At 66.4% G+C, this 14,794-nt stretch carries 16 protein-coding genes and 1 pseudogene; 6 read left to right on the top strand and 11 right to left on the bottom strand.

Going from position 1 to position 14,794, the window contains the following annotated elements; genetic code table 11:
• Positions 1-287 (top strand): annotated as a pseudogene (locus WAQ08_RS09410) (hypothetical protein); the annotation flags it as partial.
• A complete protein-coding gene (locus tag WAQ08_RS09405; RefSeq protein WP_422191247.1) occupies positions 284-883 on the top strand; it encodes an acyltransferase family protein in 600 nt (199 codons plus the stop codon). The pseudogene WAQ08_RS09410 and the gene WAQ08_RS09405, both read left to right, overlap by 4 nt.
• Before the next feature lie 30 nt (positions 884-913).
• Here WAQ08_RS09405 and WAQ08_RS09400 read toward each other — a convergent pair whose 3' ends face one another.
• Together WAQ08_RS09400 and WAQ08_RS09395 are read right to left on the bottom strand one after the other, a co-directional pair.
• Entirely contained in the window at positions 914-2,338 is a 1,425-nt protein-coding gene (locus WAQ08_RS09400; protein WP_422191245.1) for a glycosyltransferase, read from the bottom strand.
• Between the two features lie 97 nt (positions 2,339-2,435).
• Positions 2,436-3,440: an NAD-dependent epimerase/dehydratase family protein gene (locus WAQ08_RS09395; protein WP_422191243.1), complete on the bottom strand. Its 1,005-nt coding sequence runs from the start codon at positions 3,438-3,440 to the stop codon at positions 2,436-2,438.
• A 227-nt stretch (positions 3,441-3,667) separates the two neighbouring features.
• Between WAQ08_RS09395 and WAQ08_RS09390 the strand changes: the two genes are divergently transcribed.
• Together WAQ08_RS09390 and WAQ08_RS09385 are read left to right on the top strand one after the other, a co-directional pair.
• Positions 3,668-4,990, top strand: a complete 1,323-nt coding sequence (locus WAQ08_RS09390) for a UDP-glucose dehydrogenase family protein (RefSeq protein WP_422191241.1) — start codon at positions 3,668-3,670, stop codon at positions 4,988-4,990.
• Entirely contained in the window at positions 4,987-6,003 is a 1,017-nt protein-coding gene (locus WAQ08_RS09385) for an NAD-dependent epimerase (protein WP_422191239.1), read from the top strand. The genes WAQ08_RS09390 and WAQ08_RS09385 overlap by 4 nt, the downstream gene beginning before the upstream one ends.
• On the opposite strand, the gene WAQ08_RS09380 is transcribed toward WAQ08_RS09385, so the two are convergent.
• The 3 genes from WAQ08_RS09380 to WAQ08_RS09370 all read right to left on the bottom strand — a co-directional run bounded on the left by WAQ08_RS09380 (position 5,988) and on the right by WAQ08_RS09370 (position 9,023).
• A complete protein-coding gene (locus tag WAQ08_RS09380; protein ID WP_422191237.1) occupies positions 5,988-7,550 on the bottom strand; it encodes a HAMP domain-containing sensor histidine kinase in 1,563 nt (520 codons plus the stop codon). The genes WAQ08_RS09385 and WAQ08_RS09380 overlap by 16 nt on opposite strands.
• The gene (locus WAQ08_RS09375; protein WP_422191235.1) at positions 7,547-8,251 is read right to left on the bottom strand and encodes a winged helix-turn-helix domain-containing protein; all 705 of its coding nucleotides are present in this window, start codon (positions 8,249-8,251) and stop codon (positions 7,547-7,549) included. Before WAQ08_RS09375 ends, WAQ08_RS09380 begins: the two co-directional genes overlap by 4 nt.
• Positions 8,252-8,414: 163 nt before the next feature.
• Positions 8,415-9,023 (bottom strand): Spy/CpxP family protein refolding chaperone, encoded by a 609-nt coding sequence (locus tag WAQ08_RS09370; protein ID WP_422191233.1) that lies wholly within the window; start codon positions 9,021-9,023, stop codon positions 8,415-8,417.
• Between the two features lie 155 nt (positions 9,024-9,178).
• Here WAQ08_RS09370 and trmL point away from each other — a divergent pair, with 155 nt between their 5' ends.
• Positions 9,179-9,649 carry a tRNA (uridine(34)/cytosine(34)/5-carboxymethylaminomethyluridine(34)-2'-O)-methyltransferase TrmL gene (gene trmL, locus WAQ08_RS09365; RefSeq protein ID WP_422191231.1) on the top strand — a complete coding sequence of 157 codons (471 nt, stop codon included), beginning with the start codon at positions 9,179-9,181 and terminating at the stop codon, positions 9,647-9,649.
• Here trmL and WAQ08_RS09360 read toward each other — a convergent pair.
• The 5 genes from WAQ08_RS09360 to WAQ08_RS09340 all read right to left on the bottom strand — a co-directional run bounded on the left by WAQ08_RS09360 (position 9,631) and on the right by WAQ08_RS09340 (position 13,091).
• Positions 9,631-10,287: a transglutaminase-like domain-containing protein gene (locus tag WAQ08_RS09360; RefSeq protein ID WP_422191229.1), complete on the bottom strand. Its 657-nt coding sequence runs from the start codon at positions 10,285-10,287 to the stop codon at positions 9,631-9,633. The two genes, trmL and WAQ08_RS09360, sit on opposite strands and share 19 nt — an antisense overlap.
• Before the next feature lie 248 nt (positions 10,288-10,535).
• Complete coding sequence (locus WAQ08_RS09355) at positions 10,536-11,531, bottom strand: NAD(P)H-dependent glycerol-3-phosphate dehydrogenase (protein WP_422191227.1); 996 nt, start codon at positions 11,529-11,531, stop codon at positions 10,536-10,538.
• Between the two features lie 43 nt (positions 11,532-11,574).
• On the bottom strand, positions 11,575-12,036 hold the full coding sequence (gene secB, locus WAQ08_RS09350; RefSeq protein ID WP_422191225.1) for a protein-export chaperone SecB: 462 nt from the start codon (positions 12,034-12,036) through the stop codon (positions 11,575-11,577).
• A 237-nt stretch (positions 12,037-12,273) separates the two neighbouring features.
• Complete coding sequence (grxC, locus tag WAQ08_RS09345) at positions 12,274-12,543, bottom strand: glutaredoxin 3 (protein WP_422191223.1); 270 nt, start codon at positions 12,541-12,543, stop codon at positions 12,274-12,276.
• A gap of 134 nt (positions 12,544-12,677) precedes the next feature.
• A complete protein-coding gene (locus tag WAQ08_RS09340; protein WP_422191221.1) occupies positions 12,678-13,091 on the bottom strand; it encodes a rhodanese-like domain-containing protein in 414 nt (137 codons plus the stop codon).
• Positions 13,092-13,253: 162 nt separating this feature from the next.
• Here WAQ08_RS09340 and gpmA point away from each other — a divergent pair, with 162 nt between their 5' ends.
• On the top strand, positions 13,254-13,997 hold the full coding sequence (gpmA, locus tag WAQ08_RS09335) for a 2,3-diphosphoglycerate-dependent phosphoglycerate mutase (protein WP_422191219.1): 744 nt from the start codon (positions 13,254-13,256) through the stop codon (positions 13,995-13,997).
• A gap of 4 nt (positions 13,998-14,001) precedes the next feature.
• Here gpmA and WAQ08_RS09330 read toward each other — a convergent pair.
• Positions 14,002-14,794 (bottom strand): hypothetical protein (locus WAQ08_RS09330; protein WP_422191217.1); only part of this gene is annotated, 793 nt, incomplete at its 5' end.

Here is a 14,794-nt window from a genome sequence, read left to right as displayed (position 1 = left end):
GATGGCTCAAACGACGCCAGGCGGTGGAGCCGGCCATCGGGCACCTCAAGCACGACAACGCCATGGACCGGTGCTGGCTGCAAGGGGCAACCGGCGACGCGCTGCACGCGGTGCTGTGCGCGGCGGGTTACAACATCCGCTGGCTGCTGCGGGCCATCGTGCGTTTGGGGCTCAAAGGCCTTCTTGCGCCCGTGCTCGCGCTGCTGTGCATGCTCGCTGCCGCGTTCGCAACGGCCGCGGCGGCGGGGAAAACCGGGGTCAGATTACGAACCCTGGCGGTACGGTGAATTTTGCAGGGCCGACTTCCTGCCAGGGTTTCGACATCCCCGATCTGCGCGGTGTCCTGAACCTGGGGGCCGGGGTCAACTTCTTTTTCGTGTTGTCGGGCTTCGTCATCGCCTATCGGTACAGCGCCATGAAACGCGACGAGGTGCCGCTGTACATCGTCAGCCGTGCGGCGCGCATCTATCCGGTGCATGTGCTCACCCTTCTGGCTTATGCGGCTTTTGCCGTGGCGGTGTTTCCGTTTCAGTACGACATTCCGTTCTACAAGAAGGTGCTCGTGCTCATGAGCAACTTGTCACTGACGCAGGCTTACTTCCCGATGCCTGAGTACTATTTCTCCTTGAATGTGGTGTCATGGAGTCTGTCATGTGAGATCTTCTTCTATGCCACGGCTGCGCTCTTGTTCGTGCGTCAGCCGGATGTCAGGCGAACGGGCTGGGTGGTCGTGGGCCTGTTCCTGGTGTCGCTGGCTTGCTATGTCGGTGTTCAACTGTCTCCGATGCGCGAACTGGGCACTGAAGGTCCAATTCAACCTCACCAAGATCAGCTTCATCCTGGGTGGGGTATGGACTCACGTCGTATCTGTTTTTCTGGTTGATCAGGGGCCTGCTCGCGCAGAGGAAGGCGCTCAGGCGCGGCTGCTCAGCAAGGCTTCTGCCTCATCGCCGATGGCCTGGGTGTACCGCTCCATCGAGAACACCTTGTGGGCTGTGTGCTGCAGCCGTTGCTTGAGCGCCTGGCGCTGCTCATGGGTGCGTGCCACGGCCAACACCTGCGATGCCATGGCATCGGCATCCAGGTACGGGGCGACCAGTTCATCCGCATAGCCTTCTTGCACCAGGATGTCGGCGATCCCCGAGGCGTTCTGGAAGCAGAAGATCGGCAAGCCATTGCAGATCGCATCGATGCCGACGTTGGGCAGGGGGTCAAGCCTGGAGGTCAGCAAGAAGACGTCCGTGCGATCGTAGACCGCCTGGATGTTCGCGACTTCCGAGAGGAACTGGAAGCTGTCGGACAGCCCGCTGCGCTTGATCTGCTCTTTCAGGTACACCGAGTACGCTAGGTCTTTTTCTGAGTCGTAGCCGCCGCCGACCCAGACGAACTTGAAACGCCCATCCGGGGCCTTCTTGCGCATCAGCGCGGCGCACTGGATGAACACGTCGACTCCCTTTCGGATGTTGACGCTGCCTGCGCCCACCACGACCAGTGCGGTGCCGTCGGCGCCCTTGCCGAGCACATCGGCAATCAAGGCTTGCTCCTGGGCTGCCTCGGCGCTGTCTCGCGGTTCGATCTCGGCGACACATTGGCCCTGTGGCAGCACCAGCGATTGGGTGAGGATGGGCAAGTCGCCGATTTCGTCGACCGCATTCGATTTCGTGCTGGGTGCCGAGAAGACGATCTTGCCCGAGAACTGTACCACGTGATCGAACATGTACGAAGGCTTGCAATACGCCGCGTATTCGTGGATCAGCATCAGGCTGGGCACCTGCAAGTGTTTCAAGTAGGCCAGCACGGGGTACGAAACGATGCAGTTAACGATCGCCACGTCCACCTTGAAGTTCTGAGCGTTCAGGCTCCACATCACGCTGCGCAGGTCATGGCCCTGATGTCCTTCGGCCACGGCCAGCCGGGTGCTGGCCTTCTTGAAGTGGGGGGTGAGGGGGCCATCCTTCAAGAGCAGGGTGACGACGTTGAAGCGGTCTTGCAACTGCCGGGCCAGGCTCAGGCACAGGATGGGTGCGCCGGTGCGTGACGCTTCATGGCTGACCAGCAACACGGTCGGCTTGCCTGCCTGGTCCGCCAGCCCGCCCAGTTGCCAGACGTCCTTGACTGCGCTCATCTGCTTGGATGAACACAAGCGGGATTCCTTGCGTCCACGGACGACCCAATGCAGCAAGGGGTCGAGCCCTGTCGCTGCGATGTCGGGATTCATCCGGGCATAGAACTCCGGCTCGAAATCGGCCAGGCCAATCGGTGCCAGGGCTCGCATGGCCCAGTAACGGGCCTTGTGGCGAAACTTCATGCCCTTCCAGGCCGTCGCGGAGGGATTCATTTAATTCCCGTTTGCTGTTTTAGGAAATCGTGTCGAACTGTAAAAATAAGGCGCGCGTCGTCTGTGAAGACGGGATGCGCGCCATGCTATGCCCGGGTCAGGCATTTTCCGATTCGTGCTGATGGAGCCATGTTGCGAAACGGCGCACACCTTGGTCCAGGCCAATCAAGGGGCGCCAGCCAAGCACGGTGGTGGCACGGTCAATGGACAGGATGTTCGAGGGCACATCGAACGAGCGCTCTTGCACATAAGAGATCGACAGGTCTCGCTGCACCACATCGCCAATGACCTTGAGCAACTGATTGATGGTGCAACCTTTGCCGGATCCCACGTTCAGCAGACGTGCCCTGGGATCGCTGGAGGCCATGGTGGCCATCAGGCAGGCGACGACATCGCTGATGTGCACGTAGTCCCTGGAGACATTGCCATTGCCCCACACCTCGATCGTTTCGTCACGCAGGGCCTTGCCCAGGAAAACTGCCACGGCGCCCTGGGCACCAGTGGTACGTTGATGCTCGCCATAGGGGTTAGAGAGCCGGACGATCGAGTGCTCGAGTCCATGGAGGTTGCGGTAGATCTCGAGGTACTTCTCGATGGCCAGTTTGATGATGCCGTAGGAGCAGGTCGGATCCGTGGGGTGTTCTTCGGGAATAGGGACCACCTTGGGCACACCATAGACCGTGCCACCCGAGGACAGGAACACCACTTTGCGGACCTTGGCCTTGACGCATGCATCCAGCAGCGAGATCGTGCCGAGCAGGTTGCTCTGCGCATCGTGGCGAGGGTTCGCGTTAGAGGTCTGGGGGATCGTCGACGACACGAGATGAAAGCAGATGTCACAACCGGTCAGTGCTTCCTTGAGGAGTTCTTCGTGCCAGGCGTCGCCCCACAGGGCGCCTAAGCGGGCATGTGTCAGCGATGCTTCGGCGAATCGTCCGCGCGCGCTGGCCTGGTCTACACACAGCACCTCATGGCCTGCGAGAACAAGTGCTTCGGCCAGGTTCAATCCAATGAACCCTGCTCCGCCGAGAATCACACACTTCATCGGATGTCCTTGAATTAAGTGGTTCAAACAGACCGGTTGGATTGCCAGATAGGCCAAACCACTCAACGGCGAGACAACGGCAACCGGTTCCGATGTTCGATCTCAATCAAAGCGGGCAAGCCAAAGCTTTGGACAAAGCCGGGCGCCTACCGAGATCATAAAGCTTGCATGTGAAGGCCTTGGGATGGTGCCTGTCTCTCCGGATTTTATGGACGCTCTTTGCGCAAGTTGGGCGGTCACAGCCTGCTCAGGCACAATTCGCCGATCACTGCCAACGAGCAACCATGAAAGTCTCCGTCATCGGCACCGGCTACGTCGGCCTGGTCACTGGCGCCTGCCTCGCCGAAATGGGCAACGATGTCCTGTGCCTGGATGTCGACCCGAACAAGATCCGCATCCTGGAAGAAGGCGGCATCCCCATCCATGAGCCGGGCCTGGACGCCGTGGTGGCGCGCAATGTCAAGGCCGGCCGCCTGGCCTTCACCACCGACATCGCCCGTTCGGTGGCGCATGGCACCTTGCAGTTCATCGCCGTGGGCACGCCGCCGGACGAGGACGGCTCTGCCGACCTGCAGTACGTGCTGGCCGCCGCGCGCAACATCGGCAGGCTGATGTCCGATTACAAGGTGGTGGTCGACAAGAGCACGGTGCCCGTGGGCACGGCCGACAAGGTGCGTGCCGCCATCGCGGATGAGTTGACCAAGCGTGGCAGCGATGCCCGCTTTGCGGTGGCGTCCAATCCCGAGTTCCTGAAAGAAGGTGCGGCGGTGGATGACTTCATGCGCCCTGACCGCATCATCGTGGGCGCCGACGACGAGCAGGCCATCCTGCTGATGCGCGCGCTGTACGCCCCCTTCAACCGCAACCACGACAAGGTGCAAGTGATGGACGTGCGCAGTGCCGAGCTCACCAAGTACGCGGCCAACGCGATGCTGGCCACGCGCATCAGCTTCATGAACGAGCTGGCGCTGCTGGCCGAGAAGCTGGGCGCTGACATCGAACAGGTGCGCCAAGGCATCGGCTCCGACCCCCGCATTGGCTACCACTTTCTGTACGCCGGCTGCGGCTACGGTGGCAGCTGCTTCCCCAAGGACGTGAAGGCGCTGATCCAGACCGGTGCCCAGAACGGCCAGCAGCTCAAGGTGCTGCAGGCCGTGGAGGATGCCAACGATGCGCAGAAGCTGGTGCTGGTCGACAAGATCGTGCGCCGCTTTGGCGAAGACCTGTCGGGCAAGCGTTTTGCCGTATGGGGCCTGGCCTTCAAGCCCAACACCGACGACATGCGCGAGGCCACGAGCCGTGTGGTGCTGGCCGAGCTGTTCAGGCGTGGCGCCACCGTCACGGCCTACGACCCGGTGGCGATGGACGAAGCCCGTCGCGTCTTCGGCGATGAGCCGCGCCTGGCCTACGCCGACAGCCCCATGGGGGCACTCGCCGGTGCCGATGCGCTGGTGATCGTGACCGAGTGGAAGGAGTTCCGCAGCCCCGATTTCGACCGCATCAAGGCGGCGCTCAAGGCGCCGGTGGTGTTCGACGGGCGCAACCTGTACGAGCCTTCGCTGGTGCAGGCCTCCGGGCTGGATTACCAGGCCATCGGGCGCACATGAAAATCCTGGTGACCGGCGCGGCCGGTTTCATCGGCATGCACACCGTGCTGGCATTGCTGGCGCGCGGTGACGAGGTGGTCGGCATCGACAACCTCAACGATTACTACGCCCCGCAGCTCAAGCATGATCGGCTGGCGCACATCGCGGCGCAGCAGCCCGGTGCGCCGTTTCGCTTCGAGGCGCTCGATGTGGCCGATCAGGCCGGCATGGCCGCGCTGTTCGCACGTGAACGCTTTGACCGCGTGGTGCACCTGGCCGCCCAGGCCGGCGTGCGCTATTCGCTGCAGAACCCGCACGCCTACGCGCAATCGAACCTGGTGGGCTTCGTGAACGTGCTGGAGGGCTGCCGCCACCATGGCGTGGCGCACCTGGTCTATGCCAGCAGCTCCAGCGTGTATGGCGGCAACCGCAAGATGCCCTTTGCCGAGGGCGATCCGGTGGATCACCCCGTGAGCCTGTACGCGGCCACCAAGAAGGCCAACGAGCTGATGGCGCACACCTACAGCCACCTGTATGGCCTGCCGACCACGGGGCTGCGCTTCTTCACGGTGTATGGCCCTTGGGGCCGGCCCGACATGGCGCCGATGCTGTTCGCACGGGCCATCCTGGCCGGTGAGGCGATCAAGGTGTTCAACCATGGCCAGATGCGCCGTGACTTCACCTACATCGACGACATCGTGGCCGGTGTGGTGGCCACGCTGGACCGTGTGCCTACGCCCGATGACACCTTCGACCGGCTGGCACCGACGCCGGCATCGTCGTGGGCGCCTTACCGTGTCTTCAACATCGGCCACAGCGAGCCGGTGGCCCTGCTGGACTTCATTGCAGCGCTCGAAGGGGCGCTGGGGCTGCAGGCCGTGAAAGACCTGCAGCCCATGCAGCCGGGTGATGTCGAGGCCACCTATGCAGACACCGCCCGCCTGGAAGACTGGACCGGCGTTCACCCCGTGGTGCCCATCGGCGAGGGCGTGGCCCGCTTCGTGGCCTGGTACCGGGATTACTTCCGGGCCTGAGTACCACGGCGTGATGCGCCCCGGCCATCAGGCACCGCAGGCATCGGCAGCGCGATGACGAAGCGGCCGCCGCCGCCCTCGCGTGCTTCGCAGCGCACCTCGCCGCCATGGCGCTGGGCGATCTGGGCCACCAGGCTCAGGCCCAGCCCGACGCCGCCGGCGTGCTCGGCATGGCCCGGCATGCGGTAGAAGGGCTCGAAGATGCGTTCGCGCTGGTCGGACGGTACGCCCGGGCCGCGGTCATCGATCAGGATTTCCAGGCGCTGGGTGGCGCTGATGCGCAGCCGTGCTTCGACCGCCGCCGGCTCCGTGCCGGTGCGCCCGTAGCGGCGGGCGTTCTCCAGCAGATTGCGCACGGCACGGCGCAGCAGGCGTTCGTCGGCCTGGAGCGGTGTGCCGGCCAGGGCGGGCGGCAGGTTTTCGGTGTCGACCTCGGCGCCCACACGGCCGGCCTCCTCGATCAGCAGGCCCAGCACATCTACCGGCTGCAGATCGAGTGTGGGGCGGGCGTCCAGGCGGCTGGCCAGCAGCACTTCCTCGACCAGCCCGTTGAGCTCGTTGATGTCCTGCTGGATCTCGTCCTTCAGGCGGTTGGCGTGTTCGGGCGGCACATCGTCGAGCATGGCGATGGCCATCTTCATGCGGGCCAGCGGCGAGCGCAGTTCGTGGCTGGCATTGGCCAGCAGGCTGCGGTGCGAGGTGACCAGCTCTTCGATGCGCTGCGCGGCCTGGTTGAAGCTGCGGGCCACGTCGGCGACCTCATCCTTGCCTTCGACCTCGACGCGGTGCTGCAGCTGGCCTTCGCCAAAGCGCTCCACGCCCTGGCGCAGTTGCTTGAGGCGGCGCGTGAGGTGGTTGGCCACGGGCCAGGCGCCCACGGCCACGGCGATGAACACCATGACGAGCACGATCAGCAGTTCGGGCACGCCACCGGCCCAGGCGGGTGGCAGGATCACGCCCAGCGGGGAGAGCCAGGGTTCGTTGGGTACGAAGGGGGGCGGGCGCATCTCGCGTTCGCGGCCCTCTCTGCCCTCCCTGCCATCACGGCGCTCATGCTCGTCCCGCCAGCCTGGTGAGGGGCGGGTGTCACCGTCCCGGGCGTTGCTCTCGGGGGGGGGCAGGCGGTGGGGGCCGGGCATCGGGCCGCCGGGCCGCAGGATCCACAGGGTGCGGCCATCGGTGAGCTTGGCGCTCTGCAGGCGGTTGGCCAGATCAGGGTGGCGCTGCAGGCGTTCGGCCAGCTGGGCCGAGGTGGCGATGCGCCGGCCCTGGGGGTTGTCCAGGGCCAGGGGCAGGCGCAGGCGTTCTGACCAGTCGAGCAGCGCGTCGCGCTGCAGGGCCTCGGGCGAATCTACGCCCGGCAGGCTGTTTTCGATCAGCTCGCCCCACGCGGCGTTGCGCGTGTCCTGCGCGGACTGGGTCTGCTCGCTCTGGAAGCGCTGGATCTCCCGCTCGAGGTTGCGCTTGGCCAGCCAGCCGGTGAGCAGGGCGAACAGCAGCAGGACCGTGACGACCGCCAGGTAGATCCGCAGCGCCAGGGTTTTCATTCAGCGTCTTGCTTCTTGGCGAACACGTAGCCGACGCCGCGCACCGTGAGGATGCGCTGAGGGTTCTTGGGATCTTGCTCGATGGCGGCGCGGATGCGCGAGATGTGCACGTCGATGGAGCGGTCGAAGGCGTCCAGCGGGTGGCCCTTGAGCGAGTCCATGATCTGGTCGCGGCTGAGCACACGGCCCGGGTGGCGCGCGAGCACGGTCAGCAGGTCGAACTGGTAGGACGTGAGATCGCAGGGCTGGTTGTCCAGGCGTACCTGGCGCAGGCCGTTGTCGATCTCCAGCCGGCCAAAGCGCCACACGTCGTCGTCGACCTGGGCGGTGGCGGTGCGGCGCAGCAGGGCGCGCACGCGGGCCAGCAGTTCGCGCGGCTCGAAGGGCTTGGGCAGGTAGTCGTCGGCACCGATCTCCAGCCCGACGATGCGGTCGGTGGGCTCGCCGCGTGCGCTGAGCATCAGCAGCGGCAGCGCCCGGGTGCGGGGCGATGCACGCACCTCGCGGCACAGGTCCAGGCCATCGCCATCGGGCAGCATGAGGTCGAGGACCAGGGCGTCGCAGGCCTGGCGGGCCAGCAGTTCGCGGCCGGCGCTCAGGCTGGGCGCGGTCGACACCTGGTAGCCGTGGCTGCGCAGGTAGTCACCGACCATGGTGCTCAGGCGCAGGTCGTCGTCGATCATCAGGATGTGTTCGCTCATGTCCATCATTGTGGCGTTCTCCGGCGGACGTGCTCAAGTAGGGGTGTCGGAAGGCAAAGCGCCCCGGTGGCGCCGGGCAGGCGTCACCGGGGGCAGGCGCCGTGTCAGGGCGCTTTCTGGGGCGTCAGCGAGGCAGCCTCACTGGGCGCGCCATGGGGGGCGTTCACTGAGCGGGCGGCGGCTGGGCGCCATCGCCGGGCAGGCGGTCCGGCCGGTCCTGGCGGCGTTGCTCGCGGCGCTGCTCACGCTCGGCCTGGCGGGCCTTGAGCTTCTCGCCCAGCTGGGTGCGCTGCTCGGGGGTGAGCACCTTGGCCACGTCCAGCATCGCGGTCAGCGTGCGCTTGGAGACGGCATCTTGCTGGGCCAGCATCTTCTGGCGGGCCTGTTCGGCGGCGCCCGCGTCGATGCTGGGCTGGGTCAGCACGTTCAGCGTGTCCTTGCGCAGGTCGGGGGCGGCTTCGCGCAGCTTGCGCAGGTCATCGCGCGCGGCGCCGGCGATCTGGCGGATCTGGGCGCGCTGTGCGGCGCTGGCCTGCACTTCGTCGAGCATGCGGTCCAGGCCCGGGCCGCCCAGCAGCACGCCAGGGGCACTGCCGCCCGGGTGGTGGGCCACCTTGTGGAAGGCTGCGCGCGGGCCCTGGCCAGGTGCGGCCGAAGCGTTCATCGCGGACACGGAGGCCAGCACGGCGCCGACCACCAGCATCGAGCCGGAGGCCAGGCGTGCCCAGCGTGGCGCCAGGCCACGGGACAGGGTGGAAGTCGATTGCGTCATGGAGTGGGTCTCCTCGGTGATGACAGGTGACACCATGTCTCCTGTCGATGGCTTGATCGTCTGCCCCGGGGGTAAAGCGTGTGTGGACCTCTCGTAAAGATCTGTGTAGGGCGCTTTGTCGGCTTTTGCACTGCAGAGGCCTAGAATCGCGCCCCATGTTCCGCATCGTCCTGGTCCAGCCCGAGATCCCGCCCAACACGGGCAATGTGATCCGCCTGGCCGCCAACACCGGCTGCGAGCTGCACCTGATCGAGCCCCTGGGCTTTTCGATGGACGACAAGCTGCTGCGCCGCGCGGGCCTGGATTACCACGAGTACGCCCCCGTGCAGCGCCATGCCAGTTGGGAGGCTTTCGTGGCCGCGCAGCGCCCTGATCCGGTGCGCCTGTTCGCCTTCACCACGCACGGCAGCCAGCCCATGGGGGAGGTGGCCTGGCAGGCGGATGACTGGCTGGTGTTCGGGTGCGAGACGCGGGGGCTGGATCCGGCCCTGCGCGAGCAGTTTCCGGTGGCGCAGCGCGTGCGCCTGCCGATGCGGCCAGGCCAGCGCAGCCTGAACCTGAGCAATGCGGTGGCGGTGGCCGTGTTCGAGGCCTGGCGCCAGAACGGCTACGCGGGCGGCGGCTGAGCCGGCGCCAGGCCATGGCGGCTCATTCGTCGGTGGACAGCGCCTCGCGACACGCGTAGGGCATCACGGCATGCGGTGCCGCCAGGGCTTCGACCGTGATGAGCGGTAGCGCCGATGTGACCGTGCCGAAGATGGTGGCGTAGGCCACATCCGCCGCATCGCGTCCCGTGCCGACGCGCACGAAGCCCATCGGGATGGCGGTGCCCGAGGTAGACCTCCACGTAGGCATGGAAGTCGGTGGGCCCCAGGGCCGGATCAGCCCCATAGTCGATGCCTGTGGTGAAGCGCGCCGGGATGTTCACCGCACGGCACAGCGCGATCATCAGGTGGGCGAAATCCCGGCAGATGCCCACGCCATCGCGCAGGGTTTCCAGCGCGGAGGTGTTCGAGTTGGACGCGTTGTTGGTGAACTTCACCCGGCGTTGGACCCACTCCTGGATGGCCTGCACGCGGCTGTAGCCCTGCCACAGCTGCCCGAACTCGGCCACCGCCAGGCGATGCAACTGGTCGGACTGGCAGTAGCGGCTGGGGTAGACGTAGCCCATGACATCCATGGGCAGTCGCGCCACGGGGGTCTCCGAGATCTGCTCGGGTTGGGCAATGTGGTGGTGCAGTGCCACGGTGGCGCCGTAGCGCACGGTCAGCGGCTCAGGCGCTGCGCTCAGCCGCAGGTAGCGGTTGCTGGTGGCCTTGTCGGTGTGGATCTGCGCAATGAGGGCCTGGCTGATTGCAGGCTCTCTTGCGTGATCATCTGTTGCCGGGTGTGGGCGGCGTGGATGTTGAAGATGAGGTCGCTGCCTGGCGGGGCGATGTCGTACCTGAGCTCGATGCCGAGCTTGATCTTGATCACAAGCGCCTTTCTGGGGCGTTTGCCTGGGACGCAGGGTCAGTGCTCGGGGCGGGCTTCGCGGCCCATCAGGGCCTGCACGGCCGCCTGCGGGCTGAGCCGGCCGTCGATGACCTGCACCACGGCGTCGGTGATGGGCATGGACACACCCAGGGTCTGGGCGCGCGCCAGCACGGCCGCGGCGCTGTAGACGCCTTCGGAGACATGGCCCAGCTCCCGCAGGATGGTGGGCAGATCCTTGCCTTGGGCCAGTTGCAGGCCCACGGTGCGGTTGCGCGAGAGGTGGCCGGTGGCGGTGAGGACCAGATCCCCCAGGCCCGACAGGCCCATGAAGGTGTCGGGCTGTGCGCCCAGGGCCACGCCCAGGCGGGTCATCTCGGCCAGGCCGCGGGTGATCAGGGCCGCACGGGCATTGAGGCCCAGCGCCAGGCCGTCGGCGATGCCGGTGGCGATCGCCAGCACGTTCTTGACGGCGCCGCCTACTTCGACGCCGACCGGATCGGTGGAGGTGTAGACGCGCAGGCTGTCGCTGTGGAAGGCCGTGACGGCCTGCTCACGCAGCGTGGCGTCAGGGCTGGCGGCCACCAGCGCGGTGGGACTGCCCTGGGCCACCTCCAGCGCGAAGCTGGGACCGGAGAGCACGCCACTGCGGCCACCCGGGCGCACGGCCTGGGCGATCTCGTGGCCCAACTGGCCGGTGGTCTTGTCGAAGCCCTTGCACAGCCACAGCACGGCGGCGCCAGGGGGCACGCGCGCGAGCATGTCGCCCAGGGCGGCCATGGGCGTGCCGATGACCAGCAGGCCATCCGTGCCGGCATGGTCGATGGCGGCTTGCCAGTCGGCCGTGATCTCCAGGCTTTCGGGCAGGCCGATTTCAGGCAGGTAGCGCGTGTTGCGGCGCTCCTCGCGCATGCCCTCGGCCTGGGCGGCATCGCGCGCCCACAGCATCACCCGCCCCACGCCCGTGGCGCGGCGGGCGGCGCTGATGGCCAGGGCGGTGCCCCAGGCGCCCGCGCCCAGCACGGAGACGTTCATGGGCGAAGCCGGCATGGGGCGCAGGAGCGAGACCGTGGGTGAATCAGGCGTGGCCAGCAGCGCCCTGGGCCTGGGCGGCCTGGTCCAACTGGGCCTGGTACATGGCCTGGAAGTTCACTTCGGTCAGGTGCACGGGCGGGAAGCCGGTGCGGTTGATGGCGTCGGCCACGGTGGCACGCAGGTAGGGGTAGACGATTTGCGGGCAGGCGATGGCGATGATCGGCTGCAGCTGGTCTTCCGGCACGTTGCGGATCTCGAACAGGCCGGCTTGCTTGGCTTCGACCAGGAACAGCACCTTGTCGTTGACCTTGGTGGTCACGGTGGCGCTGACGGTGACTTCGAAGATGCCGTTTTCGTTGACGTTCTCAGCGTTCAGGTTCAACTGCACGTCGACGTTGGGGTTGCCTTGCTCCAGGAAGATCTGGGGGGCGTTGGGCAGTTCGACGGACAGGTCCTTCAGGTAGATGCGCTGGATGTTGAAGCTGGGTTGGGCTTGGTCGCTCATGTGATCCTCGTAAATCCGTGATGTCGGTGAATGATGGTGGCCGGGGCGCTGCGGTTGGCGCGAAGAACTCCAAGCCGGAAAAAGGCAACAGGGCTGGATTATCGCCCAGCCCTGTGACAGCCCCGGGTGGGGCGCAGTTCATGGTTTGCAGGGGTCTACCCCTGGTTCCGGGGGCGCAGGCGGGGTGAAAGAGTCCCGCCCGCCGCCATCGCGGACATGGCGTCCGCCCAGGCTGGCTCAGGCCGCGGCTTCGCCGCCCAGCAGGGGCATCAGCTTGCCTTGCTGGTCCAGCGCGATCAGGTCGTCGCAACCACCCACGTGTGTCTCGCCGATGTAGATCTGCGGCACGGTGCGCCGGCCGGTGATCTCCATCATGTGGTCGCGCTGGGCGGGATCCAGGTCGATGCGGATCTCTTCGATGGCGGCCACGCCGCGTTGCTTGAGCAGCATCTTGGCCCGCTGACAGAACGGGCAGACCTGCGTGGTGTACATCTTGACGTGCTGCATGGTGTGGTCGGCTGCTGAGGGGCTGCTGAAACGGTTGGCTGTCATTGTCCCGCCGAGCGCTTAACCAAGGCGCCGGCAAGGTGTTGGCGCCCTGGTGTAGGGCGCCACGCAGGTGCGTGCGGAGCCTTGGGGCCTCAGTTGGCCTTGTCGATGGGCAGGTTGGCCTCGCGCCAGGCGCGAAGGCCGCCGCGCAGGGCCTGGGCCTTCTCGTAGCCCAGGGCCTTAAGCTTGGCCACGGCTTTGGTGCCGCGTGCGCCGGTGGCGTCGATCACCACCAGGGGCAACTGCTTGTTGCTGGGCAGGCCCTTGACGCCTTCGGCGATCTGGTCGAGCGGCACGTGGCGTGCGTTGCGCACGTGGCCGGCGGCGAACTCGGCCGCGTCGCTCACGTCCAGTACCGTGGCTTTTTCACGGTTGATCAGCATCACGGCGTCTTGGGCGCTCAGATCGCCGCCACCGCCGCCGTTCTTGAGTTGCAGCCACGCCAAGGCGCCGCCAGAGCCCAGGGCGGCGACGATCCAGTACCAGTTTTCGGTGATGTAGCTCATGTTTGATGCGTGGCGTGCTTGCCGTCGGGTCTCAGGGTCACAGGGGCCGCGCGGGCAGGGGGCCCACGCGTGGAGCCGGCGATTATAAAATCCCCGGTTCGGCGCCACGGCTTTGACCGACCGCGCCCCCCCTTTTCTGACTGACTCAACCGACGCAGCGCCATGTACAAGCTTGTCCTCATCCGCCACGGCGAATCGACCTGGAACCTGGAAAACCGTTTCACCGGCTGGACGGACGTGGACCTCACGCCCACCGGCATCGAGCAGGCCAAGCAGGCCGGTCGCCTGCTCAAGGCCGAGGGCTACGAGTTCGACGTGGCCTACACCTCGGTGCTGCAGCGCGCCATCCACACCCTGTGGCACGCGCTGGACGAGATGGAGCGCCCCTGGCTGCCCGTGGTGAACTCCTGGCGCCTGAACGAGCGCCACTACGGCGCCCTGCAGGGCCTGAACAAGGCCGAGACCGCCAAGCAGTACGGCGACGAGCAGGTGCTGGTGTGGCGCCGCAGCTATGACACGCCGCCGCCCGAGCTGGACGCCAATGACCCTCGCGGCCAGCGCCAGGACATCCGCTACGCCAAGCTGCAGGCCGACCAGATCCCCCTGACGGAATGCCTGAAGGACACCGTGGCCCGCGTGCTGCCGTTCTGGAATGAAGCCATGGCGCCTGCCATCAAGGCCGGCAAGCGCATCGTGGTGGCCGCGCACGGCAACAGCATCCGCGCGCTGATCAAGTACCTGGACAACATCAGCGACGACGACATCGTGGGCCTGAACATCCCCAACGGCATCCCGCTGGTGTACGAGCTCGATGCTGATCTGAAGCCCATCAAGCACTACTACCTGGGCGATGCCGAAGCCGCTGCCAAGGCCGCTGCGGCCGTGGCCACGCAAGGCAAGGCCTGATGCGTCAAGGCGCCATGTTGTCCAGCTGCACGCCTATCGGGCAGTGGTCGGACACCTGGCGCCTTTCTTCTTCCAGCGTGTAGGACAGGCGCACGAAGCGCACGCGGCTGGTGGCGAAGCGCAGGCTCTGGCCCATCAGCACGTCGTCGATGTAACGGGTGTGCTTCTCGCGCAAGGTGCAGGGTACGTAGACCTGCTTGTTGGTGGCCGGGTAGACCATCGCGCCCACGGGGCGGTCGTCGTTGATGGCGTCCAGCATGGCCAGGGGCGCGGCCTCGTCGGGGCCGGCGGCCAGACGGGCATCGCGGTCCAGGTGGCGGTTGAAATCGCCCAGCACGGCAAAGTGCACCTTCTCGCGCACACGGGCATCGACCCAGGCTTCGAGCACCGGCACCTGCTGGCGCAGCTTGCCGCAGGGCTCGAATGCGCGGTCCAGTGCGCCATCGAAGCAGCCGCTCTTGAGGTGCACGGCCAGCAGGCGCACCGCGTTCTTGGTGTTGGGGTAGAGCGTGATGTCGGCGCCACCGCGGGTGCGGCCGTCGATGTCCAGCGCCTGCAGCGGCGGGTTGCAGCGGTAGGGCACGCCCTGGCGGATGGCAAAACCCACCTTCTGCGGGTGCGCACGTGGCGTGAAGCAATCAAGCTTCCAGCCCTGGCGGAAGGTCTGGGCGCCAGCCTGGGGGCCATCGACCTCCTGCAAGGCCACGACCACATCGCCCGGCAGTTCCGCCGCACGCTGGGCGACGGCGGCCAGCGCGTCCAGGTCGGCGCGGCTGCGTGGCGGCGGGGGCTTGCGG

This window comes from Aquabacterium sp., from assembly GCF_049274795.1.
Classification (GTDB): domain Bacteria; phylum Pseudomonadota; class Gammaproteobacteria; order Burkholderiales; family Burkholderiaceae_C; genus Aquabacterium.
This window is presented reverse-complemented; position numbering and strand designations above follow the sequence as displayed.

Coding starts and splice junctions, on each gene's coding strand:
- WAQ08_RS09370 (WP_422191233.1), bottom strand. CDS start 9,023: ATGACGCAATCGACTTCCACCCTGTCCCGTGGCCTGGCGCCACGCTGG.
- WAQ08_RS09355 (WP_422191227.1), bottom strand. CDS start 11,531: ATGAACGTCTCCGTGCTGGGCGCGGGCGCCTGGGGCACCGCCCTGGCC.
- WAQ08_RS09380 (WP_422191237.1), bottom strand. CDS start 7,550: ATGAAAACCCTGGCGCTGCGGATCTACCTGGCGGTCGTCACGGTCCTG.
- WAQ08_RS09340 (WP_422191221.1), bottom strand. CDS start 13,091: ATGAGCTACATCACCGAAAACTGGTACTGGATCGTCGCCGCCCTGGGC.
- WAQ08_RS09375 (WP_422191235.1), bottom strand. CDS start 8,251: ATGAGCGAACACATCCTGATGATCGACGACGACCTGCGCCTGAGCACC.
- WAQ08_RS09400 (WP_422191245.1), bottom strand. CDS start 2,338: ATGAATCCCTCCGCGACGGCCTGGAAGGGCATGAAGTTTCGCCACAAG.
- WAQ08_RS09390 (WP_422191241.1), top strand. CDS start 3,668: ATGAAAGTCTCCGTCATCGGCACCGGCTACGTCGGCCTGGTCACTGGC.
- trmL (WP_422191231.1), top strand. CDS start 9,179: ATGTTCCGCATCGTCCTGGTCCAGCCCGAGATCCCGCCCAACACGGGC.
- gpmA (WP_422191219.1), top strand. CDS start 13,254: ATGTACAAGCTTGTCCTCATCCGCCACGGCGAATCGACCTGGAACCTG.
- secB (WP_422191225.1), bottom strand. CDS start 12,036: ATGAGCGACCAAGCCCAACCCAGCTTCAACATCCAGCGCATCTACCTG.
- grxC (WP_422191223.1), bottom strand. CDS start 12,543: ATGCAGCACGTCAAGATGTACACCACGCAGGTCTGCCCGTTCTGTCAG.
- WAQ08_RS09385 (WP_422191239.1), top strand. CDS start 4,987: ATGAAAATCCTGGTGACCGGCGCGGCCGGTTTCATCGGCATGCACACC.